Annotated in this window: 23 protein-coding genes and 2 pseudogenes; 9 read left to right on the forward strand and 16 right to left on the reverse strand. The window is 71.7% G+C overall.

What is annotated here, in order from left to right; genetic code table 11:
- The first annotated feature begins 649 nt into the window (after positions 1-649).
- A complete protein-coding gene (locus ACYUD3_RS36070; RefSeq protein WP_470979861.1) occupies positions 650-1,324 on the forward strand; it encodes a copper homeostasis protein CutC in 675 nt (224 codons plus the stop codon).
- A gap of 199 nt (positions 1,325-1,523) precedes the next feature.
- Here ACYUD3_RS36070 and ACYUD3_RS36075 read toward each other — a convergent pair whose 3' ends face one another.
- Positions 1,524-3,488: a HelD family protein gene (locus tag ACYUD3_RS36075; RefSeq protein WP_470979976.1), complete on the reverse strand. Its 1,965-nt coding sequence runs from the start codon at positions 3,486-3,488 to the stop codon at positions 1,524-1,526.
- Positions 3,489-3,962: 474 nt separating this feature from the next.
- Between ACYUD3_RS36075 and ACYUD3_RS36080 the strand changes: the two genes are divergently transcribed.
- Positions 3,963-4,157 carry a hypothetical protein gene (locus tag ACYUD3_RS36080; protein ID WP_470979864.1) on the forward strand — a complete coding sequence of 65 codons (195 nt, stop codon included), beginning with the start codon at positions 3,963-3,965 and terminating at the stop codon, positions 4,155-4,157.
- On the opposite strand, the gene ACYUD3_RS36085 is transcribed toward ACYUD3_RS36080, so the two are convergent.
- A complete protein-coding gene (locus tag ACYUD3_RS36085; protein ID WP_470979867.1) occupies positions 4,151-5,800 on the reverse strand; it encodes a DNA repair helicase XPB in 1,650 nt (549 codons plus the stop codon). The genes ACYUD3_RS36080 and ACYUD3_RS36085 overlap by 7 nt on opposite strands.
- 178 nt (positions 5,801-5,978) lie before the next feature.
- Positions 5,979-8,891 (reverse strand): helicase-associated domain-containing protein, encoded by a 2,913-nt coding sequence (locus tag ACYUD3_RS36090; protein WP_470979870.1) that lies wholly within the window; start codon positions 8,889-8,891, stop codon positions 5,979-5,981.
- A 240-nt stretch (positions 8,892-9,131) separates the two neighbouring features.
- Here ACYUD3_RS36090 and ACYUD3_RS36095 point away from each other — a divergent pair, with 240 nt between their 5' ends.
- Together ACYUD3_RS36095 and ACYUD3_RS36100 are read left to right on the forward strand one after the other, a co-directional pair.
- Positions 9,132-10,211, forward strand: coding sequence for a hypothetical protein (locus ACYUD3_RS36095; RefSeq protein ID WP_470979873.1), 1,080 nt, complete (start codon positions 9,132-9,134; stop codon positions 10,209-10,211).
- Positions 10,212-10,710: 499 nt separating this feature from the next.
- The gene (locus ACYUD3_RS36100; RefSeq protein WP_470979876.1) at positions 10,711-11,391 is read left to right on the forward strand and encodes an HAD family hydrolase; all 681 of its coding nucleotides are present in this window, start codon (positions 10,711-10,713) and stop codon (positions 11,389-11,391) included.
- Here the strand turns inward: ACYUD3_RS36100 and ACYUD3_RS36105 are convergent.
- Entirely contained in the window at positions 11,388-11,636 is a 249-nt protein-coding gene (locus ACYUD3_RS36105) for a hypothetical protein (protein ID WP_470979879.1), read from the reverse strand. The two genes, ACYUD3_RS36100 and ACYUD3_RS36105, sit on opposite strands and share 4 nt — an antisense overlap.
- Positions 11,637-11,871: 235 nt before the next feature.
- On the opposite strand from ACYUD3_RS36105, the gene ACYUD3_RS36110 reads away from it, so the two are divergent.
- Positions 11,872-12,255: a cold-shock protein gene (locus ACYUD3_RS36110; protein ID WP_470979882.1), complete on the forward strand. Its 384-nt coding sequence runs from the start codon at positions 11,872-11,874 to the stop codon at positions 12,253-12,255.
- 117 nt (positions 12,256-12,372) lie between these two features.
- On the opposite strand, the gene ACYUD3_RS36115 is transcribed toward ACYUD3_RS36110, so the two are convergent.
- From ACYUD3_RS36115 to ACYUD3_RS36130, 4 genes are all read right to left on the reverse strand, one after another.
- Positions 12,373-13,236 carry a 1,4-dihydroxy-6-naphthoate synthase gene (locus ACYUD3_RS36115; RefSeq protein WP_470979884.1) on the reverse strand — a complete coding sequence of 288 codons (864 nt, stop codon included), beginning with the start codon at positions 13,234-13,236 and terminating at the stop codon, positions 12,373-12,375.
- On the reverse strand, positions 13,226-13,984 hold the full coding sequence (locus tag ACYUD3_RS36120) for a futalosine hydrolase (protein ID WP_470979887.1): 759 nt from the start codon (positions 13,982-13,984) through the stop codon (positions 13,226-13,228). The genes ACYUD3_RS36115 and ACYUD3_RS36120 overlap by 11 nt, the downstream gene beginning before the upstream one ends.
- Positions 13,954-14,421, reverse strand: a complete 468-nt coding sequence (locus ACYUD3_RS36125) for a DUF2771 domain-containing protein (RefSeq protein ID WP_470979979.1) — start codon at positions 14,419-14,421, stop codon at positions 13,954-13,956. Before ACYUD3_RS36125 ends, ACYUD3_RS36120 begins: the two co-directional genes overlap by 31 nt.
- 159 nt (positions 14,422-14,580) lie before the next feature.
- Entirely contained in the window at positions 14,581-15,999 is a 1,419-nt protein-coding gene (locus ACYUD3_RS36130; protein WP_470979890.1) for an MFS transporter, read from the reverse strand.
- A 276-nt stretch (positions 16,000-16,275) separates the two neighbouring features.
- On the opposite strand from ACYUD3_RS36130, the gene ACYUD3_RS36135 reads away from it, so the two are divergent.
- Together ACYUD3_RS36135 and ACYUD3_RS36140 are read left to right on the forward strand one after the other, a co-directional pair.
- Positions 16,276-17,430 (forward strand): DUF3027 domain-containing protein, encoded by a 1,155-nt coding sequence (locus tag ACYUD3_RS36135; protein WP_470979893.1) that lies wholly within the window; start codon positions 16,276-16,278, stop codon positions 17,428-17,430.
- A gap of 330 nt (positions 17,431-17,760) precedes the next feature.
- Positions 17,761-18,321, forward strand: coding sequence for a hypothetical protein (locus tag ACYUD3_RS36140; protein ID WP_470979896.1), 561 nt, complete (start codon positions 17,761-17,763; stop codon positions 18,319-18,321).
- A gap of 70 nt (positions 18,322-18,391) precedes the next feature.
- On the opposite strand, the gene ACYUD3_RS36145 is transcribed toward ACYUD3_RS36140, so the two are convergent.
- The 7 genes and pseudogenes from ACYUD3_RS36145 to ACYUD3_RS36175 form a co-directional block, all read right to left on the reverse strand.
- Positions 18,392-18,661 (reverse strand): hypothetical protein, encoded by a 270-nt coding sequence (locus ACYUD3_RS36145; protein WP_470979899.1) that lies wholly within the window; start codon positions 18,659-18,661, stop codon positions 18,392-18,394.
- Positions 18,662-18,689: 28 nt separating this feature from the next.
- The gene (locus ACYUD3_RS36150; RefSeq protein WP_470979903.1) at positions 18,690-18,974 is read right to left on the reverse strand and encodes a hypothetical protein; all 285 of its coding nucleotides are present in this window, start codon (positions 18,972-18,974) and stop codon (positions 18,690-18,692) included.
- Positions 18,971-19,543 (reverse strand): annotated as a pseudogene (locus tag ACYUD3_RS36155) (hypothetical protein); the annotation flags it as partial. The gene ACYUD3_RS36150 and the pseudogene ACYUD3_RS36155, both read right to left, overlap by 4 nt.
- 684 nt (positions 19,544-20,227) lie before the next feature.
- Positions 20,228-20,611: pseudogene (locus ACYUD3_RS36160) on the reverse strand (helix-turn-helix domain-containing protein); the annotation flags it as partial.
- 378 nt (positions 20,612-20,989) lie between these two features.
- Complete coding sequence (locus ACYUD3_RS36165; RefSeq protein WP_470979906.1) at positions 20,990-22,258, reverse strand: VanZ family protein; 1,269 nt, start codon at positions 22,256-22,258, stop codon at positions 20,990-20,992.
- A gap of 67 nt (positions 22,259-22,325) precedes the next feature.
- On the reverse strand, positions 22,326-22,625 hold the full coding sequence (locus ACYUD3_RS36170; RefSeq protein WP_470979909.1) for a hypothetical protein: 300 nt from the start codon (positions 22,623-22,625) through the stop codon (positions 22,326-22,328).
- A 106-nt stretch (positions 22,626-22,731) separates the two neighbouring features.
- Complete coding sequence (locus ACYUD3_RS36175) at positions 22,732-23,259, reverse strand: ATP-binding protein (RefSeq protein WP_470979912.1); 528 nt, start codon at positions 23,257-23,259, stop codon at positions 22,732-22,734.
- Between the two features lie 152 nt (positions 23,260-23,411).
- Between ACYUD3_RS36175 and ACYUD3_RS36180 the strand changes: the two genes are divergently transcribed.
- A complete protein-coding gene (locus ACYUD3_RS36180; protein ID WP_470979982.1) occupies positions 23,412-24,287 on the forward strand; it encodes a helix-turn-helix domain-containing protein in 876 nt (291 codons plus the stop codon).
- Positions 24,284-24,565 carry a DUF397 domain-containing protein gene (locus tag ACYUD3_RS36185; RefSeq protein WP_470979915.1) on the forward strand — a complete coding sequence of 94 codons (282 nt, stop codon included), beginning with the start codon at positions 24,284-24,286 and terminating at the stop codon, positions 24,563-24,565. Before ACYUD3_RS36180 ends, ACYUD3_RS36185 begins: the two co-directional genes overlap by 4 nt.
- A 49-nt stretch (positions 24,566-24,614) precedes the next feature.
- On the opposite strand, the gene ACYUD3_RS36190 is transcribed toward ACYUD3_RS36185, so the two are convergent.
- A complete protein-coding gene (locus ACYUD3_RS36190) occupies positions 24,615-25,922 on the reverse strand; it encodes a phthiocerol/phthiodiolone dimycocerosyl transferase family protein (protein WP_470979918.1) in 1,308 nt (435 codons plus the stop codon).
- Between the last annotated feature and the right edge of the window lie 30 nt (positions 25,923-25,952).

Below are 25,952 nucleotides of genomic sequence, written 5' to 3' on the forward strand. Positions count from 1 at the left end.
CTGAGGTGGCCTGAGGTGGCCCGTACGGCTCCGGGGCGATGGCGGTTGCGGGGGTGTGTGGGGCTCGCGCTGCCGGCCGTCTTGCGGAACCGGCGCTGCTGTTCGTCTGCGGCGGTGTGTTGGGTGGCTGCGGGGACGGGGGTCGGGTGCCGTCCGCCTGGTCGGCGCTGCCCTCGGTGGGGTGCGGTGCCCTCGGGGTTGCGGCGCTCCGGGCATACGGTCCCCGGGAATGCAGTGCCGCCCCCGGCCTGACGCCCCGCCCCCGACCTGCGGTGCCGCCCCGCCTCGGCCTGCGGTGCCCCCGGACAAGTCGGCCCGCCCCGGACCTGCGGTGCCCCCCCCGGACCTGTCGGCCCGCCCCGGACCTGCGGTGCCCCCCCCGGACCTGTCGGCCCGCCCCGGACCTGCGGTGCGCCCCGCCTCGGCCTGCGGTGCCCCCCGGACCTGTCGGCCCGCTCCCGATCTGTGGTGCCCCCGGACAAGTCGGCCGCCCGGACCCGCTGCCCCGACCTGCGGTGCCCCCCCCGGACAAGTCGGCCGCCCCGACCCGCCGCCCCGCCCCGACCTGCCGCCCCGCCTCCGTCCCGTCCCCAGGTTCGTGTCGTACTCTCCGGTGGACTAGACCTGTAGGCCCTGTGGAGGGAGTCGGATGAGTGCCGTCCTGGAGGTCATCGCGTTGGGGGGCGCGGATGCGGTGGGGGCTCAGGCGGGGGGTGCGGATCGGGTGGAGCTGGTTGCGGAGATGGCGGCGGACGGGCTGTCGCCGGCTGTCGCCACGTTCCGTTCCGTCCGGGCCGCCGTCGACATCGACGTACGGGTCATGCTGCGGCTCGAAGCGGGGTTCGGCGCCGGGGATCTGCGTCAACTGGAGCGGCTGGCCGGGGAGTTCCGTGCGGCCGGGGCCGATCAGTTCGTGCTCGGGTTCCTCGACGCGGCCGGCGCGGTCGATCTGGGGGCCGTCGAGAGGGTCGTAGGGATGCTGGACGGCTGCCGGTGGACTTTCCACCGCGCGCTGGACCACTCCGCCGACCGGGGGGCCGTGCGGGAGGTGTTGCGGGGGGTGCCGGGGCTGGACACCTACCTCACGGCGGGGTCCGCCGAGGGGGTGGCGGCGGGGCTGCCGGTGCTGCTGGAGGAGGCCGGACGATACAGCCAACAGCTCCTCGTCGGGGGCGGGTTGAGCCTGGAACACGTGCCCCGGCTGGTGGCGGCCGGAGTGGACGCCTTCCACATCGGGAGCGCGGCCCGGCCTGGGGGGTGGGGGGAGCCGGTGTCGGCGGAGGCGGTTGCGCGGTGGCGGGGGGTGGTGGACGGGGGCGTGTAGGGGAGCGGGGCTGGAACGGTGACTGGAGCGGGGGCTGGAACGGGGGACTGGAACTGGAACTGGCCTCGGCTTGGGCCGACTTGGCCGAAGCCTCGGCTTGGGCCGACTTGGCCGGCCCGCACCGAATCACCCCCTAATCACCCCACCCGCGCCGAAAAGCTCCCCCAATCACCCCACCCGCACCAAATCGCCCCCCCAATCACCCCACCTGCACCGGCAGTTCCCCCACATGCGTCACAACCAGCCCCGAAACAGCCCGAGTCAGCGCCACATACAGCCTCCGCAGCCCCGTCCGCTCGTCCGGCTCCCCCTCCACCACCGCCTGCGGCTCGTCCAGGACCACATAGTCGTACTCAAGTCCCTTGGCCAGCGAGGCCGGTACGAGGGTCAGGCGGGTCTCCTGGGTCGTCTCCGTGCCGGGGGGCAGGTGGGTGAGGCCCGCCTTCGACAGGGCCTCCTCCAGCACCGGGATCCTCGCGTCCGCCGCGATCAGGCCCACCGAACCCTCGTTGCTCAGCAACTCCTCACAGGCCGCCACGACTTGCGCCGTCTCCTCGATCGCGCGGACCTCGAAGAAGCCGGGGTTCTCGCGGACGGAGGCGACCGGGGTGAGGCCGGGGGCGATGTGGGGGAGGAGGCGGGAGGCGTAGGTGATGACGTCTGTCGGGACGCGGAAACCGGCGGTCAACTCCTCGATCACCGCCTCCGGTTTGCCCAGGTGGGCGAGGGCCTCGGCCCAACTCCTCGTCGCCCAGGGCGTCGTACCCTGCGCGAGATCGCCGAGCACGGTCACCGAACCGGTCGTGCAGCGGCGGCCGACGGCCCGGTACTGCATGGGGGAGAGATCCTGGGCCTCGTCCAGGACGACATGGCCCAGGGAGTGCGTGCGCTCGATGAGATCGGCGGCCTCGTCGATCAACACCGCGTCCGGCGAAGACCACTTGGCGGACTTCGGGGAGCGCGCCGGCTTCGCCCAGAGGATGCTCCGCTGCTCGTCGGCGGTGAGGACGCCGTCCGCGTGGGCGGACAGGAACTCCGGTTCGCTCAGCAGGCGTTGGACCAGTTTCACCGGGTCGACGGCCGGCCAGACCCCCTTCACCGCCGCCTTCACCGCGCTGCCCCGGGCCACCGCGTCCTGCACCCGGTCGTCCGGCGCCTCCCCGGCCCGCTCCATCTGCACCAGCACCGCGTGCGCGATCCGCTGCGGCAACGCCTCGCGCGCGGCGCCGTACCGGATGTCGCGGTCCAGCAACTCCCTTACGATCTCCTCCAGTTCATAGGCCGCCACCCGCCACCGCCGCGAGCCTCTGACCACCACGACCGGCTCGGCCGGCATGCTGACGTGCGCGTACACCGCCCGCCGCAGCACCTCCGCCATCCGGGCGTCGCCCTTGACGACGGCCGCCGCCGCGTCGTCCACGGACCGCACCTCGACGTGCGCGACAAGGTCGTCCACCGTCGCCTGACGTACCGTCAACTCACCCAGCGCGGGCAGCACTTGCTCGATGTAGTGGAGGAATGACCTGTTCGGCCCGATGACCAGCGTGCCGGTGCGGGCCAGCCGCTCGCGGTGGGCGTACAGGAGGTAGGCGACGCGGTGCAGGCCGACGGCCGTCTTCCCCGTCCCCGGACCGCCCTGCACGCACACGCTGCCCGCGAGCCCGCTGCGGACGATCTCGTCCTGCTCGGGCTGGATGGTCGCGACGATGTCCCGCATCGGGCCGACGCGCGGGCGCTCGATCTCCTGCTGGAGCAGCTTGCTGGTGCGGGCCGTCTCCGCCGGGTCGGAGAGGTGCTCGTCCTCGTACGCGGTGAGGTCGCCGCCGGTGTAGCCGAAGCGGCGGCGCAGGCCGACGTCCATCGGGTCCTTCTTGGACGCGCGGTAGAACGGCTGGGAGACCGGGGCGCGCCAGTCGATGACCATGGGGTCGCCGTCGCCGTCGTGCACATGGCGGCGGCCGATGTAGAAGCGTTCCCCCTCCGCGCCCTCCGCCTGCTCGGCGCCCGGCGCGTGGAGGTAGTCCAGGCGGCCGAAGAACAGCGGGGTGTCGCTCAGGTCGGCCAGCGCCTTGATGCGGTCCTCGATCTGGCGGGTCAGGACCTCCGCGTTGACCCAGTTCGCCGTCACGTCCCGGATGTCCAGCGACTCCACGTCCTGCCGCATCGCCGTGAGCGCGGAGCGGGAGGCGGAGAGGTGGGAGCGCTCGCGGGAGAGGGGGTCTTCGGCGGCGGGCAGGGGTGCGGGCTGGTGGGGGGACTGCGTGGACAAGGGGGTGCCTCCGGGCGGACGTACACGGGTGGTCGTGCGGCTGCTGCTGGGAGCCGTCCGGTTTCCGGCCGGGGCGGCGGCACTCCGGGGTGGGAGGCGGGGAGCGGAGAGTGTAGGCGAGGGGGGTGGGGGGAGGCCAACGGATTTACGGAGGTCCGCAGGATTACGGGGCTCCCCTAGGGGGCTGCCCCTGTCAGGGGGTTCCCGTACGGGCTGACCCTGTCAGGGAGCTCCCGTACGGGCCGACCCTGTCAGGGCTCCCCGTACCCCTCAAGTCGTACGCCCCCGCGCCGGAAGTCGTACGAGCGCCCCCCGAATTCGCCCCCGAGACCGATGCCCCCTTTATGTCCGGTAACGCACCATGGAGACATGAGCGCAGCGACCCTGAACCCAGTCCAGGCCCCCGGTCGTCGCCCCTCCGGAGCGACCCCCTCGGCCGCACCTCACCGGCACCGGCTGGGCGACGCCCTGCACGCGATCCGCGTGTACGCGGGCGCCGCCTTCGATGTGGTGATACTCGGCGAGTACGGCGAAGAGGCCGGCGTCCGCCGAAGGCGCTACTGACCCTCCCCGGCCAGCAGCTCGTCGGCGTCCACGATCCGGTACGCGTACCCCTGCTCGGCCAGGAACCGCTGGCGGTGCGCGGCGAAGTCCTGGTCGATGGTGTCGCGGGCGACGACGGAGTAGAAGTGGGCCTGATGGCCGTCCGCCTTGGGGCGCAGCACGCGGCCGAGCCGCTGGGCCTCCTCCTGGCGGGAGCCGAAGGTGCCGGAGACCTGGACGGCCACGGTCGCCTCGGGCAGGTCGATGGAGAAGTTCGCGACCTTGGAGACGACGAGCACGCTGATCTCGCCCTCCCGGAACGCGTCGAACAGCTTCTCGCGCTGGGCGTTGCTGGTCTCGCCCTTGATGACCGGCGCGTCCAGGTGTTCGCCGAGCTCGTCGAGCTGGTCGATGTACTGCCCGATGACGAGGATCTGCTGCCCGGCGAACCTTCGTACGATCGCCTCGGTGACCTTGCGTTTCGTGGCCGTGGTGGCGCAGAACCGGTACTTCTCCTCCGCCTCGGCGGTCGCGTACGCCAGCCGCTCGGAGTCGGTGAGGTTGACGCGGACCTCCACGCAGTCGGCGGGCGCGATGTACCCCTGCGCCTCGATCTCCTTCCACGGCGCGTCGAACCGCTTGGGCCCGATGAGCGAGAAGACGTCCGACTCCCGCCCGTCCTCGCGCACCAGCGTCGCGGTCAGCCCGAGCCGGCGGCGGGCCTGGAGGTCGGCGGTGAACTTGAAGACGGGCGCCGGCAGCAGGTGGACCTCGTCGTAGACGACCAGCCCCCAGTCCCGCGAGTCGAACAGCTCCAGGTGCGGGTAGACGCCCTTCCGCTTGGTGGTGAGGACCTGGTACGTGGCGATGGTGACGGGCCGGATCTCCTTCTTCGTCCCGCTGTACTCGCCGATCTCGTCCTCGGTCAGCGAGGTCCGCTTCACCAGCTCGTGCTTCCACTGCCGGGCGGAGACGGTGTTGGTGACGAGGATCAGCGTCGTCGACTTCGCCTGCGCCATCGCCCCCGCCCCGACCAGCGTCTTGCCCGCCCCGCAGGGCAGGACGACGACCCCGCTGCCGCCGTGCCAGAAGTTCTCGACGGCCTGCTTCTGGTACGGCCGCAGCGCCCACCCGTCCTCGGCCAGCTCGATCGGGTGCGCCTCGCCGTCGACGTACCCGGCGAGGTCCTCGGCCGGCCAGCCCAGCTTGAGCAGCGTCTGCTTGATCTGGCCGCGCTCGGAGGGGTGCACGGCGACGGTGTCGGGGTCGATGCGGGTGCCCACGAGGGGGGCGATCCGCTTGGAGCGCAGCACCTCTTCGAGCACCGGGCGGTCGGTGGAGGTCAGGACCAGGCCGTGCGCGGGGTGCTTGCTGAGCGTGAGCCGGCCGTAGCGGTCCATCGTCTCGGCGATGTCGACCAGCAGCGCGTGCGGCACCGGGTACCGGCTGAACTGCACCAGCGCGTCGACGACCTGCTCGGCGTCGTGCCCGGCGGCGCGCGCGTTCCACAGCCCGAGCGGCGTCAGCCGGTACGTATGGATATGCTCCGGCGCCCGCTCCAGCTCGGCGAACGGCGCGATGACCCGCCGGCACGCGTCCGCCTGCTCATGATCGACCTCAAGCAGCAGCGTCTTGTCCGACTGGACGATCAGGGGTCCGTTCACGGGGGCACGTCCTCTCCGCCGGGGCCTCGGGGGAGGCTGGGGGCAAACGTCCAGTGTGCCTCATGGGCGGGGGGTCGTGCGGGGCGAGCCGCGTCCCCTAAGGGTTCCGGCCCCTAAGGGCCCTGCCCCTAGGAGTCCCGCCCTTAAGGGTCCCGTCCCCTAGGGGGCCGTCGGTGGCTTACTCCTCCGCCAGTTCCGCCACCCCCGTCACCCGATGCAGCGGGTACGTGCGGACCTCGTCCGCTGTGTGGTCGTAGGCCGTGACGTAGCCGCCCTCCACGCGGACGGGGGCGATGAGGCGTTGGGTGGCGGTGCCCTCGGCGTTGACGTAGCCGATCCAGAGGGCGTCGCCGGTGAGGACGGCGGCCTGCATGGTGGCGAGGGTGTCGGCGGGGGTGGTGCGGGGGAGGGCGCCGGGGGCGGGGGCGCGGTCCGGCTCCGGGGTGTCCGCAGCCGGCGGCGGCTGCTTGCGCGGGGCCGTCGACGCCAGGTCGCCCGCCCTGATCGCCCTGATCGCCGCCGTCAGCAGGACCGGGTCGGGGAGCGGGGGGCCGTCGGGGACCGGCTCGGGGGGTGTGCGGGGCGGGGTGCGGTGGGCGTCGGGGCGGGTGATCAGTACGTCGCCGGCCGGGGACTCCGCCGCCGGCGCGTAGCCCATCGTCCGCAGGCCGTCCAGCAGCGTCGCCGGGTCCGCCTGCGCCGCCAGCACCGTCGGGGCCAGCCGGCGCAGCCGCAGCGGCGCCGAGCGGCGGTCCGCCAGGATCTCGTTCAGCAGCGCGTCGTCGTCACAGCGCACGTACGCCGACGCCACGCCGACCTTCAGATGACCGTGCCGGCGGGCCACGTCGTCGATCAGGTACGACAGCGGCTGCGGCACCGGGGTCCGGGAGTGGGCCGTGAGGAAAGCGTGCAGGTCGGAGGCGGTGCGGCCGGCGTCGAGGGCGCGGCGTACGGAGGCCGGGGTGAACCGGTAGACCGTCGCGCCGCCCTTCGACTCGACCTCCGCCAGCACCCCGAGCAGCTGCGCCAGCGGACGCTCCAGCGGGCCCGGCGCCACCGCCGTGAGGTCGGCCTGGAGGAGGACGTGGTCCAGCGGATCGGGAAGCAGCGGCGCGAGCAGCTTCGCCGCCGTCGCCGCCGCCACCGACTGTTCCGCCGGGGTGAGGGGGGTGTGGGGGGCGAAGGGGTGGTGCGGTCTGTGGTGGGCGGGGAGCTTGTCGCCTGCGGCGGAGGGGGCGAGCCCGGCCAGCCCCTGCGCCGGCCCGCCGCCTCCGAGTACGTTCCCTTGCGGCCCGCCGCTCTCGCGTACGTTCCCTGCGGTCGGCCCTTGCGACTCCGGCCCGCCGCTCCCGCGTAGGTTCCCTGCCGCCGGCCCGCCGCTGCCGCCTACGGTTCCTGCGGACGCCGCTTCCGCCTCCGGCCCGCCGGCTCGCCGAACGGCTCCTGCGGCCGGCCCCTGAGACTCCGGCCCGCCGGCTCGCCGGACGTTCCCTGCGGCCAGCCCTTGCGATTCCGGCCCGCCGCTCCCGCGTAGGTTCCCTGCGACCGGCCCCTGAGACCCCGGCCCGCCGCTCCCGAGTACGGCTCCCGCGGCCAACCCCTGCGACGCCCCGCCTCCCCCTCGAACCCCGACCCCCACCAACACCCGCCCGACCCCGGACAGTGCCCCCCTCCCCGTGACCCCCAGCAGCTCCGCCTCCGCCAGCGTCCACCGGGCCAGCTGGCCCCGCAGGTCACCGTCCCGCTGCGGGCCCCTTAGGGGGCGCTCCCAGCGCAGTCTCGCCAGGAGGGAATCGCCCGTAGGGGACACCCCCTCCGGGAGGTCCGCCAGGAGGGCCAGTACCCGGTGGCGTACCTCGGGGGCGATCGAGCGGTCCAGGCCGGGGCCTAGGGCCGAGAGGGGGTGGTCTTTGGAGTCGCGGCTGCCGACCAGACCGGACGTGCGGGTCGCCGACAGCCAGGTCCGCGCCAGCAGCGACCACCGCTCGGCGGCCGGCAGCGCCAGCCACTCGTCGTACACGGGCGTCGGCGCGTACCGCTCGTCCGCCTCGCCGTCGGAGGCCAACAGGCCGCAGGCGTAGGCGAGTTCGACCCAGAACGCGGCCATCGGCTCGGGCACGTCGAGGGCGGTGGCGGTCCGTTTCAGGTCCCGCACGCTCAGGCCCCCGGCGCGCAGCACCGCAGGACCCCCCTCGTCCCACTCCTTCAGCAGCTCCTCCACCATGGCCAGCGAGGCGTGCGCCTGGGCGGCGGCGGTGGCGTCCACAACCTGTGGATGGTGGGTGCCGGCCGCCTCGACGGCGGGCGGCAGCGGCTCGGGGGTGCGGTGCGCACGCCCCTCCCGCAGATGCAGCGCGACCTCCCTCGGCAGGACGACCGTCCCGGGCGCCGTCGGCAGCAGCAGCCCCCGGTCCAGCAGCCACCGCAGCCTCGCCGCCGGATCGGCCGTGACCTGCCCGTACGGGGGACCCCAGACCAGCCGGGCGAGCACGTCGAGGGAGTCGGCCGGGGCCTTCGCGAGGAGCGCCCGCAGCTTGCGGCGGCTGGAGAAGAGCGCGGTGAGACCGGCGATCGCGCTGACCGAGTCATGCGTGGAGGGCAGCCCGGCCCGCGCGACGATCTCCTGGATCCGACCCGGAGACATCCCCGAGGCCGCCTCCTGCACGCTGGGCCCGAGTCCCGTAGGGGACGGGTGCTGCTGGGAGGGGACCAGCAGCTCACGGGCGGTCCGCACCAGCCGCAGCTGCTTGTCGTCCCCCCACACCAGCGCCTGACCCTTAAGGAGCCCCAGGGCCCGGGGCAGCGCCGCGACGACGACGGGGTCCCGCTCGTCCCCGGCCATCAGCCCGACCAGCTCGGCGTACGACGCCGGCTCCCCGGCGACGGCCAGCGCCTCGGCGGTCTGGAGCGTGAACCGGTCCAGCCGCTCCAGCGCCCGCACGACCGACGCCCGTGTCCCCGCCCTGGTCGCCAGCTGGGTGAGGTCGGCCGGCACCGGGCTCACCAGATCGGGCCGGTCGCGCAACAGCGCGGCCAGCGAGTCGTCATCACCGGCGCGCAGCGCTTCCGCGAGGGAGCGAGGGGTGCTCATCTGGCCCACGTTAGCGGGTACGGGGGCCGAGGGGTGGCCCCTAGGGGGAGGGGCGGCGGCTCGGGAGCGGCCGGCGAGGAGTCCCGGGGGCGGCTCGGGGGCGGCTCGGGGGTGGCCCTGGAGGAGTCGCCGCTTCCCCTAGGGACGTCCTCGCCGCTTCCCTAGGGGACGCCTCCGCTCCTGCGCCCCCTCCCGAACTCCCCGCCCGGCAGACCCCCTTGGCGCGATAGCTTCTTTTCCGTGGGTATCGAGAGCGACCAAGTCGTCTACGAGTATCTGAGCCGTGTCGGGGACGTGGCCCAGCAACAGCAGCTGGCCTCCGCCACCCGTATGCGGCTGGTCTCGGAGCTGCGGGACGAGATCGACCGGCGGCGCGCGAAGACCTCCGTCGACAGTCCCGCCGCCGTCCGGCGCATCATCTCCCGGCTGGGGAGCCCGGACGACGTCGTCGCCGCGGCGGGGGGTCCGGCCGGGGCGGGTGCGCCTGGCGTCCCCGCCGCCGCGATCCCCGCCCAGCCGCTCGCGCCCGCGTCCCCTAAGGGCGATCCCTCAGCGTCCCTCCGGAAGGACCCCGCCCCTAAGGGCTCCCCTAAGGGCACCGTCCCCGAGCCCCGCGCCACCTCCGACCACCGCCCCCTAGGGGGCTTCCAGGACTGGTGGCAGAAGGACTCCGGCCTCCCCGGCGACGGCGGGCCGGGCGGCCCCGGTGGCCCCGGAGTATTCGGCGGACCGGGCGGATTCGGCGGGCTCGGCGGCCCCGGCAACCCCTTCGGCTACGACGACGAAGTCCCCGGCTTCATCGGCGGCGTGGAGATCCCCGAACTCCTCAAGCGCCCCACCCTGGAGAAGGACCCCGCAGAGGCCGAGGCTCAAGCCCCGGCGACGGAAGCCACCCCGGACGCCACCGGCACCGCCGACGACACCCCCGCCCCCCGCAGACGCCGCTTCCTCCCCCTCCCCGCCCGCGCGAGCGCCCTTACCCCCGGCTGGACCAACCCCCTCCTCCTGCTCGCCGCCGCCTGCCTCGTCGCCGGCGCGGTGCTCGGCAACTTCCTCGCCCTGCTCGCCGGTTGGCTCATCGCGTACGCCTCCCGCCGGCTCACCGACCGGGAGACCAAGTGGGCCGTCTTCTACCTGCCGGGCAGCGCGCTGGCGGCCGGGCTCGTCTGGCTGTGGGGGCGGACCGACGGGCGCTGGGGCGACCCCATCGCCGACGGGCACATGAACGACGCGATCGCACAGACCTGGCCGTGGGTGGTCAGGGGAGCGGCGGTGCTGTCCGCGCTGTTCCTGGTGTGGAGGTCACAGCGCGGCAAGTAGGCCCTGGCGGCCGGAAACCCCACGGCGGCCAGCGGCCAGGGCCCCTCAGCACCTAGGGCCTGTCCGGCGGATCCTGCTGGGGTCGCGGGGTCTGGCACGCCCTCCAGGGGGTACCCCCAGGCGTTGTCGTCGGTTGCCGACGTCCCCCAGCCTTCGGCCGGGAGGTGCCCCCACCGCGTCGCCCGCTGCGGCAGCGGCAGATGTCAGCGTCTCCTCCGCCTTGCAGCCGCACGCACCAGACCCCGCTCACGCCAGCCGGCCGACACCGTTCGCTGCCGGCTGGCCTGATCCGCCGGACAGGCCCTAGGGGCACGCCCGTAAGGCACCGCCCACACCTAAGGGCACACCCTTAAGGGGCCGTCCACCTAAGGGCATGCCCGTAAGGGCCGCTCACCTAAGGGCACGCCCTTAAGGGACCGTCCACCCAAGGGCACGCCCTTAAGGGACCGCCCGCCCAGGGCACCCCTTAAGGGATCGCCCACGGGACACAATGACCGGTATGACCTCCTCGCCCTCCTCGCCGCCCGCCCCCTCCCCCTCCGCCCCCGTCGTCGGCTTCGACCTAGACATGACCCTCATCGACTCCCGCCCCGGCATCCACGCCTGCTACACGGCCCTCGCCGCCCGCACCGGCACCCCCATAGACGCCGACCTGGTCGTCTCCCGTCTCGGTCCGCCCGTCGAGGACGAGATGGCGAACTGGTTCCCCCAGGACCGCGTCGCCGAGATGGCCGCCCTGTACCGCGCGATGTACCCGGCGCACGCGATCACCGGTACGTACGCCCTCCCCGGCGCCCGTGAGGCGATCGAGGCCGTCCACGCGGCGGGCGGCAAGGCCGTCGTCGTCACCGCGAAGCACCAGCCGAACGCCCAGCTGCACATGGAGCACCTAGGGCTGAACCCGGACGCGGTGATCGGGGATCTGTGGGCCGAGCGCAAGGCGGTGGCGCTGAAGGAGCACGGCGCCGGGATCTATGTGGGGGACCACGTAGGGGACGTCAGGGGCGCCCGTGCCGCCCGCGCGCTCTCCGTAGGGGTCACCACCGGGCCCTGTGATGCGGAGGAACTGCGCGGGGCGGGTGCGGATGTCGTGCTGGCCGGTCTGGCTGAGTTCCCGGGGTGGCTTTCGGCCTATCTGGCGGCCGTGCCCGGCAGCGGCGAGGCCCCTGCGGCCCCTTAGGCGGACCCCCGGGCCTGACGGCGGCCGGCGGCGATCGAACGCAGGACGCCCGCGCCCGCGATGAGGAATCCGACCCCCATGAGCATGCTCAATCCGAACATGTACGTCGGAAAAGGCGTCGTACCGAGGAACAGCGGGGTCACGGTGACGAGAGTGGCCGCGGCCCCCGCGAAGAACACGAGGGCACCGGCGCGGATCAGTCGGTCACCGGGAACGGCGGAATTCGTTTGGGTTTTGTCGCGCACCGGACCAGGGTAGTTCCCGTCCCGAAGGAACAGCCGGGGGACGTCTTGTCACCCGGGCACAGACCATTAGCCTTGGTACCGGCGGGTCATGGACGACCCGCTGTACTGCTGTCCAGAGCTGTTCCGCGGGTGCCGAGGGGTTCCGGGTCCAAGGGTTCCGAGGTCCAAGGACGGTTTTCAGAAGCGGTTTTACGACAGAAGCAGTTTTCCGACGAGTACGAGGACGAGGACAGACGTGCCTACCGGCAAGGTCAAGTGGTTCAACAGCGAGAAGGGCTTCGGCTTTCTCTCCCGCGACGACGGCGGTGACGTCTTCGTCCATTCCTCGGTCCTCCCCGACGGAGTCGATACGCTCAAGCCCGGCCAGCGCGTGGAGTTCGGCGTGGTCGCCGGGCAGCGCGGTGACCAGGCGCTCTCCGTCGTCGTCCTCGACCCCACCCCGTCGGTCGCCGCCGCCCAGCGCAAGAAGCCGGACGAACTGGCCTCCATCGTCCAGGACTTGACGACCGTCCTGGAGAACATCACCCCGATGCTGGAGAAGGGCCGCTACCCCGACAAGGCCTCCGGCGCGAAGATCGCCGGCCTGCTGCGCGCGGTCGCCGACCAGCTCGACGTGTAAGCGAGGGAACGGCCCCTACGGGAACGTCCCCTAAGGAAACGTCCCTTACGGGAACACCCCTTACGGGAACGTCCCCTACGGGAACACCCCTACGGGAACACCCCTACGGGAACACCCCTACGGGAATTCGAGCGCGTCCGGGCCGAGGGGCGGAAGCAGTCCCTCGGCCGCCGCGCGGGTCAGCAGCCCGCGCACCGCCGCATAGCCGGCCTCACCGAGATCCGCCGTGAACTCGTTGACGTACAGCCCGATGTGCTGGTCGGCGACGGCCGGGTCCATCTCCTGCGCGTGCTCCATCACATAGGCCCGCGAGGCCTCCGGATCGTCCCAAGCGGCCCGTACGGACGCCCTGATGGACCGCGCGAGCCGCTCCAGCCGCTCGGCGCCCAGCGACCGCTTCGCGATGATCGCGCCCAGCGGGATCGGCAGCCCGGTCGTGCTCTCCCAGTGCTCGCCCATGTCCGCGAGCTTGTGCAGCCCGTAGTTCTGGTACGTGAACCGGGCCTCGTGGATGACGAGTCCGGCGTCCACCTTCCCGTCCCGCACGGCCGGCATGATCTCGTGGAACGGCATCACCACGATCCGCCCCACCCCGCCCGCCACAACGTCCGCCGCCCACAAGCGGAACAGCAGATAAGCCGTCGACCTCTCGCTCGGCACGGCGACCGTACCCCCGGTCAGATCCACCCCCGCCTCGCGGGTGAGCACCAGCGGCCCGCACCCCCGCCCCAGCGCCCCCCCGCACGGCAGCAGCGCGTACGTGTCGAGGACGTACGGCAGCACCGCGTACGACACCTTCAGGGCGTCCAACTCGCCGCGTTCCGCCATGCCGTTGGTGATGTCGATGTCCGCGAACGTCACGTCCAGCGGAGGGGCCCCGGCGATCCGGCCGTGGGCGAGGGCGTCGAAGACGAACGTGTCGTTCGGGCAGGGCGAGTACGCGATCCGCAACGGCCCGTCGAAGGGGGTGTCACTGCTCATGCCGGTTCCAACTCTCCAGTGCGGGGCGGAGCTTCCCGAACCCCTCGGTCAGGGCCGCCAGCGCGGCGGGAACGCGCCAGGCCGAACGGTCGCGCGGGCCAACGGGGTTGGAGACCGCCCGGACCTCCAGAACCTCAACTCCGTGCGCCACGGCGGCTTCCGCGACCCCGAAGCCCTCCATCGCCTCCGCCAGCGCGCGAGGGTGGCGCGCACGCAGCAGCGCGGCCCGTGAAGCGGTACCGGTGACCGTCGAGACCGTGAGGACCACGCCGGTACGGGCCCCGGAGACGGCTGCGGCGCCGCGTACGAGGGCTGGGGGCGGGCGGTGGGTGACCTGGCCGAAGCCCAGCTCCGTGACCGGGAGGAAGCCGTCTGCGGTCTCCGCGCCCAGGTCGGCGGCGGTGATCTCGTCGGCGACGATCAGGGCCCCTAGGGGGGCGTCAGGGGCGAAGCCGCCCGCGATGCCGGCGCTGACGACCAGGCCGTAGGGGGTGCCCTTAAGGGCTGCGGCGGTGAGGGCGGTCGCGGTGGCCGCGGCGGCCAGTGCGGGGCCGACTCCGGCGGCGACAAGGTCGTAGGGACCGTCCATGTGGTGGAGGGTCAGGCCGCCCGGGATCTCGGACGTGTCGGTGGGTGTGAACGCCCGTGCCACCGCGTCCCGTTCGGCGGGGACGGCGGTGGCCACGAGGATGCGCGGTGCGCTCGTGCGGGACGTGGTCAGTCGTCCTTCTTCAGCCGGAAGGACCACAGGCCGGTCACGGACTGGCTGCTCTTCTTGCCGTCGCCCGCCTTGATGGTGACGAGCGTGGAGTCGCCCTGGGCGCCGTACTGGGCGTTGAAGAAGACGCTGCCCGGGATCGTGCGGTACGTCTTGTCGCTGTCGTCGGTGAGCGGCTGGCCGTTCATCAGGATCGTCCAGCGCTTGTCGGCGACGTCGGGGTCCACGCCGAAGCGTACGGTCGCCTCGGGGTCGACCTTGATGGACTGGATGTCGCTGTCCTTGAGGCAGGTCGTCAGGGCCGCCGTGTTCAGCGACTTGCCCTCGCCGCCGCAGGTGGCCTCCTCGCTCACCGACGACGTGCCGACGGTGATCGTCGCGCGCGGGGTCGGCTTGTCGCAGGCCGAGAGGACGAGCAGTCCGGCGGACACGGCGCCGGCGGCGGCGACGGCGCGGCGGCGTCGCACAGCAGCGGATTGCTTGGTCATGGGCGGAAGGCTATCGGGCGCGTACGCCGGTCGGCTTACGCGGGGTACGACGTCGCGGTGCGTTACGCCACGCGGGGCTGGGGTTTGCACCGCATCAGCACCGGCTCAGCACCGCCTCAGCACGGCCTCGGCGCGGCCTCAGACGACCCTCGTACGCGGCGCGCCCCCGCGCCTGGCCGCCCCCAGCAGCCCTTTCGCCGTGGTCAGCCACCCCGTCGCGACGACCGCCGCCGCGACCGCGAGCCCCAGGGGCCCGTTCAGCGGCATCGCGATCCCGACCGCCCCGCCGAACACCCACGCCATCTGGAGCAGCGTCTCCGAACGGGCGAACGCGGAGGTGCGGACGAGTTCCGGCACGTCCCGCTGGATCAGCGCGTCCAGGGACAGCTTGGCGAGCGCCTGCGAGAACCCGGCGACGGCGGCGAGGCAGGCGACGAGGAACGCGCCGAAGAAGACGGCGGAGGTGAGCGCGGCGCCGAGGACGACGGCGACGACCGTCACCACGATCAGCTCCGGCGCCTTGGAGCGCAGCGCGGACCCCACGGCCGTGCCCAGCGCGTTGCCCGCGCCCGCCGCGACGGCGACCATGCCGAGTGAGACGACGGCGCTCTGCCCGGTCAGCGGGTGCTCGCGGAGCAGGAAGGCGAGGAAGAAGGTGAGGAAGCCCGACAGCCAGCGCAGGGCGGCGTTGGCGCCGAGGGCGTGGGTGACGCCGGCGCCGACCGTACGCAGCCCGGGGCGCTTGGCGGTGCGGCGCAGGGGGCCGTGCAGATGCTCCTCGTCGGCCGCGAGGAGGGCGACGTCCTCGCCCTTGGCCGAGTCGACCTTCGGCGGCAGCGAGAAGGACAGGAACGTGCCCGCGACGAAGATCACGAAGGCGCCGTAGAGCGGCCAGCCCGGCCCGATCGCGTGCAGCCCGGCCCCGATGGGCGCGGCCACCCCGGTCGCGAGCAGCCCCCCGAGCGTGACCCGGGAATTGGCCCTGACCAGGGAGAACTTCGGCGGCAGCAGCCGGGGTACGACGGCCGAACGGACCACCCCGTACGCCTTCGAGGCGACCAGGACGCCCAGGGCCGCCGGGTACAGCTCGATGCTGCCGGTCGCGACGGCGCCGGAGAGGACCAGGGCGAGCAGGGCGCGGGCGAGCATCGCGCCGGCCATGGCGGCGCGGCGGCCGTGCGGGAGGCGGTCCAGGAGGGGGCCGACGACGGGGGCCAGGACGGTGAACGGCGCCATGGTGATGGCGAGGTAGAGGGCGACCCGGCCGCGGGCCTCGTCGGTGGGGACGGAGAAGAAGACGGTCGAGGCGAGCGCGACGGTGATCATGACGTCGCCGGCGCCGTTCACCGCGTGCAGCTCGATCAGCCGGCCGAGGCCCGACTCACCGGCGCCGTGCGCGTTGGTCGCCTTGCGGATACCCCGGGCCGTACCGCTGAACGGAGTGTTCAGGGCACGGCCGATCGAGCGGAGGAGTCCGCCGCCCCGGCTCCTGCCGGCGTCGCCTCTGCCGCTTTTGCCGATTCCGGTCGCGCCCTGGGGTGTACGCGCGGTAGCCACGCCGTTCATAGTGCCCCGAGAAAGCCCTGAGTAGTGCCGTTACCGCGCGTATGGACGCGTACTTGTCCGACCCGGGGTCCCGTCGGTGTGGGCGCGGCGGCCTTGAGCAGGTAGCGTGCGTATCTCAGCCATCCCGCACAATGGATGGCACAGGTGCGCCCGAGCACGTTTCGGACGCGGACGTCGACGCGGCCCACAGGTCCGCTCCGTTTCGCGGCCGCTGCTGCTGCCCGAGACACCGCACCCGACAGACGGCGTAGGAGAGAAGCGATACCTGTGAGCGCAGCGACCACGCGAAGCCGCACCCCCGACCGCCTGTGCGCGGAGGCCGTCGACCTCGCGCGCACCGCAGCCGAGGAGGCGGCGGCGCCGGGCGTCGTAGGCGAGCATGTCGGCCTGGTCTCGGAGGGTGACCGGGTCGTCACGCACTTCTTCGAGTGCAAGGAGCTGGGGTACCGGGGGTGGCGGTGGGCGGCCACCGTGGCGCGCGCGTCCCGGGCGAAGCTGGTGACGCTCGACGAGGTTGTGCTGCTGCCGGGGCCCGATGCGATTCTGGCGCCCGAATGGGTGCCGTGGAGTGAGCGGTTGCGGCCTGGGGACATGGGGCCGGGGGATCTGCTGCCTACGGAGGCGGAGGATCGGCGGCTGGAGCCGGGGGTTGTGGAGGGGGCGGCGGGGGCCGGCGGTTCTGGGGCTTCTGCGGCTGTTGCGGCTTCTGAGGTGTCTGCCGGTTCCGAGGCTTCTGCGGCTGTTGCGGCTTCCGGTGTTTCCGAGGCTTCCGGTGCTTCTGCGGCTTCCGGGACTTCTGAGGCTTCCGAGGCTTCCGAGGCTTCCGAGGACGATGGTGACGCCGGCGCGAACGGTGCTGTGGACGATGCCCGGCTGAACGCCGGTGACTCCGGGGACGACGAGCCGGCCCCCAACTCCCCGCTCTCGCCCGGTCTCGCGGCGCTGGTCGAGGCGGAGGACGCGGATCTCACCGCCGGTTTCTCGGCCGTGCCCGCGCGGGGGTCGATCGCGGCGGTGGCCGAAGAGCTCGGCCTGCGGCGGGCGCGGGTGCTCTCCCGGTACGGGCTGCACATCGCGGCCGACCGCTGGGAGGAGGCGTTCGGGGCGCAGACCCCGATGGCCCAGGCGGCGCCGGCGACCTGTGTGAGCTGTGGGTTCCTCTCGCCGATCGGGGGGAGTCTCGGGCAGGCCTTCGGGGTGTGCGCGAACGAGTTCTCTCCGGCGGACGGGCGGGTCGTGTCGCTCGCGTACGGGTGCGGGGGGCATTCGGAGGCGGCGGTGATGCCGGCCGCGCCGAAGCCGCCGGAACCGGTGATCGACGAGACGCTGGTGGATCCGTTCCCGTTGCGTCCTGCCGCTGATTCCGGGTCGGTGTCGGTGGGGGCCGGGGATTCGGAGTCGGCGGAACTCGGGCATTCGTAAAGGGCTGATGTGCGGGGCGTCGCTTCATGAGGTGGGGAAAGGGCTTCGGGACGGTGGTGTCCCGGGGCCCTTTTTCTGTTTTCGGTGCCGGCGCGTCTCGTCATCCCGTCACGCGAGCCCGGGTCGCCGCAGGTCAGGCCGGTGCCCGGCCCGGAATCCCGTCATCTGGGGTGGTGAGGTGGGCGGTGGGGGCGCGGGTTCGGCAGGATCTGGGGCAGCGGCAGATCGTCGTAGGGTGTTTTCCGCGGGGGAGAGAATTCAATGCGTGCTGTTCGGGATATGCGGAATGTGTTCGCCGCTCTAGCGGCGCTTTTCATCGCTTTCGCGGCCGTGGGTTTCTCGGTCGGGACGGCGTCGGCGGTTACGGGTTTCGCGCCCGGTCCGGCGGCGCTGAAGGGGTACACGAAGACGTACACCGTGCCCGCTCCGGCGGCCGAGTGTGCCGTACTGAAATTGCCCAAGGGCTGTAAGAACAAGGTGACGGTGCACCAGGATCCGGTGAAGCTGGTGCGGCCGGGGGTGCGGGCGCTCGCCCGGACCGGGGCGGCGCGGCCCGCCGCCGTCTACAACACCGGCGGCACCGCCGAGGTGTGCAGCGCGATCAGCTGCGGCGTCTGGCACGCCCGCGAGCACGCCTCGTTCAACTTCACCGGCGGCTGGGTCCGCGACGCGGGCAACAACTGCGGTGACTACGGCGGCTTCGGCGTGAGCTTCACCGTGACGTGGTGCGGGAGCTGGAACAGCGGCACGACGTCCCAGTCGGCCGGCGGCGGCCAGATGTACGACGGCGAGAACGTCCTGGTATCGGCCCTGGTCAAGGGCTTCCCGGAGAGCGTGAACTATCAGATGCGGATCTGGTGCAACGTGGATGGGGTCATCACGTTCAAGTAGGGGCCGGTGAAGCGAAGGGGCTCCTTGCGGGGCCCTTTCCGCGTGTCCGGCCCGGTGGCCGCCAGGTCGGTCAGTGGAGCCAGACCAGGACCGGAATCCGGATCTGCCGTTCCTCGCGGATCACGGCGTACTCGATGATGACCGGTTCGCCCGCGACCTCCAGCGAATACCGGACCCCGAGGTCGTCCATCGGATCGCCGGGTGGCTCGCGGTCCGCGTCGACAGCGGCACCCGCCTCGGCCCCCAGAGCGAGCAGGAAGTCCAGGATCTTCGCCGAGAGGTCCGCGAGAGGTCCGGGGGCATGTCGAGCATGACGTCTGCCGGGATCTCGTCCGTCCACACGGTCCAGCCGCGCTGTGACGGGTGGGTCATCCGGTCCGCCTTTTCACCTGCTCCAGCAGATCCTCGACGGAGACCAGGCGGCGGCCGTTCATGGCGTTGGTCCGGCTGATGTCGGCGCCCGGGGCCCGGTTGAGCATGGCGGTCTTCCACCAGCGGTTCATGACGGCAGGGACGTCGTCCTGTTCGGTGGCCAGGACCTCGCCGTAGAAGAGGGCGCGCTGTTCGCCGGTCAGGGCGTCGCCGATGGCGTTGATGGTGTGCGGGACAGCCGGGATACGGCGGTCCGCCGGGTGTTCGGGCTGGGCACTCACGGCGCTTCTCCTTCGGGCTGGTGCGTCAAGTGTCCTACGGGGCGGGTGATCGTGGTGTGCGGTCGGCAGTCCCGGCAGAGGGTGCCTGGGGGGACCGGGGTGCGGGAGGGGTAGGGGTGTTCGCATTCGGGGCAGAGGGTGGGTTGGCGGCGGCCTGGTGGCGGGGGTGCCGGCGGCCATGCCGGATCTGCCGGATCTTGCGGGGCTGGCGGCCATGCCGGATCTTGCGGGGCTGCTGGTCCTACGGTGCTCGCGGGTGGTGGCTGGGGTGCTCGGCGGGTTCCCAGCCTTGGCAGGGGCGGGAGTTGGGCCGTGAGGCGGTGGGCCAGGAAGGCTGCTGGGCGGTGCAGGGGTTCGTGGGGGAGGTCGGCGGTCAGGGCTCGGCGTACGGCCGTGAAGGAGAGGTCGCGTTCCAGCCATGCGGCGGCGCCGGGGGCGAGGTGTTCCACGTCGGCGGCGGAGAGGAAGAGACGGGGGTCGAGGCGGTGCAGGCCGGCCAGGACGTCGGCGGCTTCCTGGAGGAGGGCGGGGGCTTTGCAGGAGGGTTGTGGGACTGGGGGGAGGGTGTTCTTGCGGGGCGGTGGGGGGAGGGGTGGGGTGCTGGGGCGTACGGGGCTGGCGGGGTCGCCGTTGTTGCTGTTGGGGTGGGTGCTGTTGGAGTCGTTGCGCTCGGTGTGGCTGTCGCCGCTGTTGGAGTGGGCGTCGGTGGAGTCGTCGCCCTTGGCGTGATCGTCGCCGGAGTTGCCGCCTTCGGTGTGGGCGTTGCTGCTGGCGTGATCGTCGCCGGAGTTGCCGCCTTCGGTGTGGGCGTTGCTGCTGGCGTGATCGTCGCCGGAGTCGTCGCCCTCGGAGTCGCCGTTGCTGCTGTTGGCGTGACCGTCGCCCGAGTTGCCGCTCTCGGTGTGGCTGTCGCCGCTGTTGGCGTGGGCGCTGTTGGAGTCGTCGCCCTTGGCGTAACCCTCGCCGGAGTCGCCCCCCTCGGCGTAACCGTCGTCGCTGCTGAAGCGGGCGTCATCGGAGTCGCCGTCCCCGATGCGACCGTCCCCGCCGTGAGCCTCGGCGAAGTTGCCGCCGCCATGTCCGGTGCCGTGCCTGTTGCTGATGCCGCGCCTGCCGCTGCCGCAGGACTGCCCGCTGCCCTCTCCGTGCCGGAGGCCATGCCCGCCCCCGCTGCCCTCTCCGTGCCGGACGGCGTGACCGTAACTCTGCCCGCCCCCGCCCCCGTTGCCCTCCCCGTCGGTGTGGCCCCCGCCCCTCCTCGGCTGATTGCAGGACACCGTCCGCGTGATGATCTGCCCGCCCTGCACCCGCTCCCGCACCCGCCGCAGATACCCATGCGCCTCCAACTCCCGCAGCGCCGCGGCGATTCGGGTCACGCCCTCGGGGAAGCGGCCCGCAAGTGCCTTGATCCCGGCCGGAGTTCCCTCGGGCAGCGACTGGATGTGGGTGGCGAGGCCGATCGCCAGCAGGGACATCACGGGGTGCTGGGCGAGATGGTTGCCGATGACCGTGAAGTGGGCGGTATGGCGGGAGTTGTCGTGGGTCAGACCCGCGTTCGGATGCCGCCGGATCGGGTGCTTGTCCGCGCCGGGACGGGACTGCGGGCGCATGGGGACGGTAGGGTTTTGAACGTCCATCGGGAAGGTGAAGCTTCCTGTGTGGTGGGCCAGCGGGAAGGTGAAGCTTCCTTGTTGGTCAGGCCCTCGCAGTGGGATGCCAGTCCCCGCGAGGGCCGTCGTATGTCTGGGGTGGTGAGGCCGAGCGTAGGGCATACAACCCGCCCCCAATCCACCCCTGTTGGTGATGTTCACCCGGGAGAGTGAGAGCGCCGGAGCCGCTGCCGACCTGGGGAGGAAAGGTGGGGTTTGGTTTGGTTTCTTTCCCTCACGGTTCTTCGTAAAAGAAACGTCCCCCGACACCGAGTCCCGGTTCCCCAAGTCCCGGTTCCCCGGATCCCGGTTCCCCGAGTCCCGGTTGCCCGGGTTCCGGTGCGGGCACGGCCGGGGACGACCGGATCACCGGGAACCCGCGACAGCGCCGGAGACCACCCGTCCGGTCACGGCGTCGATCACGACGTCCTCCTTGCCGCTGCCCACGAACCAGACCGGCCGCCACACCCCCCGCACCCGCTGGGCAAGGAGCAGCGCGGATTCAGCCGGCAGACCGGTCGTGTTGCGCGCGATGCTCTTGGCTTCGCCCTTGTCGACAGTGGCCGGTGGCAACGCCGGGTCGTCGACGGGGCTGGACGTGAACCCGATGACGCGCGCTGTCGTGGTGATCGTCAGGTCGAGCCGCATGGGCATCAACACGCCGTGGGAATAGCGCCGGTACGTCACCAGATAGGCCCGCGTCGGCCCGTCGCCCATGGGCCGGACCGACCGTTCGCTCCCGGCGACGCTCTTGGGAAACCATTTCGCGGTGAACTTGTCGGCGGCAGAGGCGACTTGGGTCTCGTCGAGGGTGCCTTCGTCTCCCCGGGAGTTCGACGACCAGGCGCGTTCCAGGCTCTTCTGCGGCCACCATCCTGTGATGCCGCCCCGGTTGCTCTCGGCGGTGACTTTCAGCCGGTCGCCCGACTTTTCGGTGCTGGTCTCCCGGACCCGCGTGTCACTTCCGAAGACGTCGGAAGCCGCTGTGGCGATCCACTCGACGGCCTCGACCGAGGACTCCGTGAAGTCGTGCCGCCGGTCGTCCAGGGTCACGATGTCGACAGGTTCGATCCAGGAGTGGAAGAAGGCCGTCATCGAGACCGCGCCGACGACGGCGACCGCGGCCCCCCAGAGCAGGTCACGTGCGGGGCGGCGGACCGGCTCCCGGCGCAGGCGCAGGAAGAGGGCGCCCGCGAGGCAGCCGAGCACCGCGCCGGTCGCGTTGGCGGCGACGTCTTCGAGGCTGCATGAGCGGTGCAGGTGCAGCACCGACTGGGCGAGTTCCACGGCTCCGCTCAGGCAGCCGAACCCCGCCGCGACGGTGACCGGTCGTCTGAACAGCACGACGGCCAGTGCCGCGCCGGGCGCGAAGAGGGCCATGTTGAGCAGGGAACTCGGTGAGGTGAACAGGTGGACGGGGACGCCGGTGTCGCACTGCCCGGCCGCCAGGCCGCCGCTGCCCGGCAACAGGGTCACGGTCGCGACGCCGGTCAGGCAGATCGCCAGCGCCGTCCGCGGCCGCCACGGCTTGTTCCGCGCCTTGGCGATCAGGGCTGTCGGTGCCCCCACGATGACGGCGAGGACCAGAAAGACGGCGACCAGGCCGGGGACGGCCGCGATGGACGCGTTAAGCACAAGGTGATCCTTTGGAATGCGCGTGGCCGGAGCGCTTCGTACGCGCCCCGGCCACTTGAGGAACCGGCTAGCAGATGTTGAGGTTCGGGGTGTAGTAGTTCCCCGTACGGGCCTTCATGTAGCCGGCGACGGAACACCCGCCCGCGTCGGACTTCTTCTTGCCGCCCCAGTTGCGCGACACGGTCTGACCGGCGGAGACCGGCCTCTGCTCGTCCAGGAAGAGCTTGGTGTCGGTGACCAGCGCGAGCTGGATCGTGACTTTGCTGCCACGCGTCTTCTTGTACGAGGTCTCGGTGTAGTACAGGGAGCAGTTGTTACTCACGAGGCATCCGTCGTCCCCGTTGATGGCCAGCGTCTTCTCCAGCATCCCCGATTCCCCCCTCTTGGCCGGGCGGATCGTCGCCGAACGCGAGATCAACGGGACTCACGGTAGGTGAGCGGATCTCAGCATGCGGGCGGATTACTGATTTTCCTCAAATAGTATCGTTTCTGCTGTCGTTGCCGCCTGCCGCAGCCACCCGTGCGCCCCCAACTCCCTTGCCGCCGGAACCCCGCCACGCCGACTCCGGTACAGGCAGCGCGACTTCGGCCCAGACCGTCTTGCGTGGGCGCGGCCCCTCGTCGACCCCCCAAGCAGTGGTGAGTGCCTGGACGATCGTGAGGCCGCGACCCGACTCGGAGTCGTGCGGCGGGAGTTGGGGGAGGGGGAGCCGTTCCGCGCGGGTGTCGGCGACCTCGATGCGGAGGGTGCTGCCGAAGTCCTGGAGGTGGAGCAGGAAGTCCCGGCCCCGGATATGTCCGTGCAGGAACGCGTTGTTGGCGAGTTCGGCGATGACCTGGCGGGCGGGGTCCAAGGGGAGGTCCCAGGACCGGAGTTGCTCCGTACCGAGGAGTCGGGCCAGGCGGGCGCCTCGGCGGGTGGGGGAGAGCTGGACGCTGAAACTCCGGTGGGGGGTGGGGAGTTGGCGTGGCTTTGAGGGCGGGGGAGTTTTCTGGTTCACGCCACTCAGCGTGGCCGGATGCGCTTACCTTTTCAGTCAGGTCGCGGCTACGTAGAGCGACTGTCCAATCGCTGTCCAATCGTGTCGTGCTGGTCGAGGCGGGGTGCGGGGTAGTGGCGGCGGGTACAGAGTCGTGCGACCGAGGGGTGAGGATGAGTGCTGACGGTGACGCGGACAGGCTGGCGGCCGAGGAGGACGAGCCGGGCTGGGAAGTCGATCCGGACGACGAGTGGGGGAAGCAGGTACTCGTCAGCGTAGGAAGGCAGTTGAAGCTGCGGCGCGAGGCGAAGGGGATTCGGGTCGCCGAGTTCAGCAGGTCGATCGGGTACAGCGAGGACATGGTGTACAAGATCGAGTCCGGAGCGCGTATCCCGAAGCAGTCCTACCTCGACAGCGTCGACGAACTCCTGGAAGCGAACGGGCTTGTCTCGGCGATGTGGGAGGACGTGAAGAGGGTCCGGTATCCGAAGGAGATCCGGAACCTCACGAGGTTGGAGGCCAAGGCGGTGGAGTTGCAGTCCTACGGCAGCCACGCCCTCCACGGCCTGCTCCAGACCGATGACTACGCGAGGGCGTTGCTGAAGACATGGCGCCCCCTGCTCTCGGATGGCGAGCTGGAGTCGGCGCTGACCAGCCGCATGGTGCGCAAGTCAATCTTCGAACGCTCGCCCGCCCCGCAACTCAGCTTCATCCTGGAGGAGATGGCGCTGAAGCGCCCGATCGGGGGCATGATGGTGTGGCGCAGGCAGCTCGAACACCTCCTGGGCGTAGGGCAATTGCGCAACGTCGAGATTCAGGTGATGCCGATAGAGCGTTGGGACCACCCGGGGGTGGGAGGGCGCATTCAGGTACTGAAGTTCGCGGACGGTACGGCGGTCGGGCGGATGGATACCAGGTTCGGCGGCCGCCCTGTGGACGATCCGAAACAACTGATGATCGTCGATATGAGCTATGGCATCATCCGGGGCGAGGCCCTGACCGTCCAGGAGTCACGGGTCTTCATCGAACGACTGCTGGGAGAGACATGATCCGCAAGTCCACGACCGGTGACTCCTCCGGGCTGGCGTGGTTCACGAGCAGCTACAGCGACACCAGTAACCCGAACGACTGCGTCGAGGTCGCCCTCAACTGGTTCACGAGCAGCTACAGCGACACCAACAACCCCGCTGACTGCATCGAGGTCGCCAACACCCCCAGCACCATCCACATCCGCGACACCAAGTACAGCCGCTACACCGACGACACCCCCACCCTCGTCCTCACCCCCCGCACCTGGACAGACTTCCTCACCTACGCCGCACAGTGAACGAAGGGGCCCACCCAAGGGCCCCTTCGCGCGTAGCTGCCCCGTCACCTCAGGCGCCGTCAGACCCCCCGGCCGCCCAAGCCCTCAACACCCCCTCCACCCCCTCCCCGATCTCCTCGATCTGCTCATCGCTGAAGCAGTTCGGGCTGTACGGGAGGTCGATCTGGAGCCGGCCCTCGAACACGAAACTGCACGCCATCACGGCGCCCTGCCCCGTCTCCGGGAAGTAGTCGTCGAGTGCGGCGATCGCCCGCTGGTCGGTCAGGCGCAGGCCTGCGGGCAGGCGCGGGGCGGGGATGGTGCCGACGTTGGTCGACAGGGCGGACGAGACCATCAGCTCGGGATGGTCCGCCATGTGCTTGATGACCTGCGCCTGTTGCGCGTACTCACCCCTCCGGACGAACCCGCGCGCATGATCGGTGATCGCGTCGGCGAGCAGCAGCGGATCGGTGTCGTGGTCCACCGTCACCAGCGCCGTGCACGAGGTGACGGCCGGGGTCAGGGCCTCGGGCGCCAGCTTGGGGCGCAGCTTGCGGCGCAGGTCGACCGGGTACGAGCAGCCCAGGACCAGGGGGCCCGGAGCGCCCCCGAGCCGACGGCGGACGGCCAGCAGGGTCGCCGCGCTGACCAGGCCGTGGGCTGACGTACCGGCCTCCCGCAGGCGCCCGTTCAGCCGCTCGGTGGTGTCGGCGTCGAGCAGGACGCGGCGGACGCGTACGGTCCCGGCGGGGTGGGCGCCGTTCTCCGCCTCGTAGGGCAGGACGGAGACGGGGTGGCGGCGGACCTCGGCGGCGAGGCGGTCCGCGTACGCCTTCACCTCCTCGGTGGCGGCCGGGGGCAGGAGTTCCGACACGGGAGGGGGGAAGTCGTGGGGTCGGCGTTCGGGGGCCGGGCGCTGTTCGACCAGGTCGGTGTAGGTGTCCCAGATGCCGGCCTGGAGGGCGAGGATGCTGCGGCCGTCGCAGACCAGGTGGTCGGCGGCGAGGAAGAGGATGTGTTCGGCGCCGCTGGTCAGCAGCCGTGCCCGGACCAGGGGGCCGTCCGGCGGCAGCAGGACGTTCCACTCCGCGTCGAGCGCTCCTGGGGTGTTCGGCGCGATGTCGAGGACGGGTTCCTCGTCGGGAGGCAGCGGTCTGAAGGCGGGGCGGCCGTCCTCGGTGACGACCCGGGAGCGCAGTGACGGGTGTTCGGCCACCTTGGCGGCGAACGCCTCGGCGAGCAGCTTTTCGTCCAGGTCACCGTGCGCCATGGACGCCAGCATGACCCGGGTGCGCGGCATCAGGTAGAAGGATTCCAGCGGGCACAGTTCACGGCCGGCATGTGAAGATTCGGCCGAAAGGGAGTGGGGGGTGTACATGATCCAACGGTCCCTGAACCGGCCGTCGTT

The organism is Streptomyces sp. AMJ-169 (assembly GCF_055597585.1).

Excerpts from the sequence above, each read along its gene's own strand:
- ACYUD3_RS36070 (WP_470979861.1), top strand. The coding sequence starts at position 650 with ATGAGTGCCGTCCTGGAGGTCATCGCGTTGGGGGGCGCGGATGCGGTG.
- ACYUD3_RS36180 (WP_470979982.1), top strand. The coding sequence starts at position 23,412 with ATGAGTGCTGACGGTGACGCGGACAGGCTGGCGGCCGAGGAGGACGAG.
- ACYUD3_RS36185 (WP_470979915.1), top strand. The coding sequence starts at position 24,284 with ATGATCCGCAAGTCCACGACCGGTGACTCCTCCGGGCTGGCGTGGTTC.
- ACYUD3_RS36080 (WP_470979864.1), top strand. The coding sequence starts at position 3,963 with ATGAGCGCAGCGACCCTGAACCCAGTCCAGGCCCCCGGTCGTCGCCCC.
- ACYUD3_RS36190 (WP_470979918.1), bottom strand. The coding sequence starts at position 25,922 with ATGTACACCCCCCACTCCCTTTCGGCCGAATCTTCACATGCCGGCCGT.
- ACYUD3_RS36115 (WP_470979884.1), bottom strand. The coding sequence starts at position 13,236 with ATGAGCAGTGACACCCCCTTCGACGGGCCGTTGCGGATCGCGTACTCG.
- ACYUD3_RS36100 (WP_470979876.1), top strand. The coding sequence starts at position 10,711 with ATGACCTCCTCGCCCTCCTCGCCGCCCGCCCCCTCCCCCTCCGCCCCC.
- ACYUD3_RS36170 (WP_470979909.1), bottom strand. The coding sequence starts at position 22,625 with ATGCTGGAGAAGACGCTGGCCATCAACGGGGACGACGGATGCCTCGTG.
- ACYUD3_RS36090 (WP_470979870.1), bottom strand. The coding sequence starts at position 8,891 with ATGAGCACCCCTCGCTCCCTCGCGGAAGCGCTGCGCGCCGGTGATGAC.
- ACYUD3_RS36075 (WP_470979976.1), bottom strand. The coding sequence starts at position 3,488 with ATGCGGCAGGACGTGGAGTCGCTGGACATCCGGGACGTGACGGCGAAC.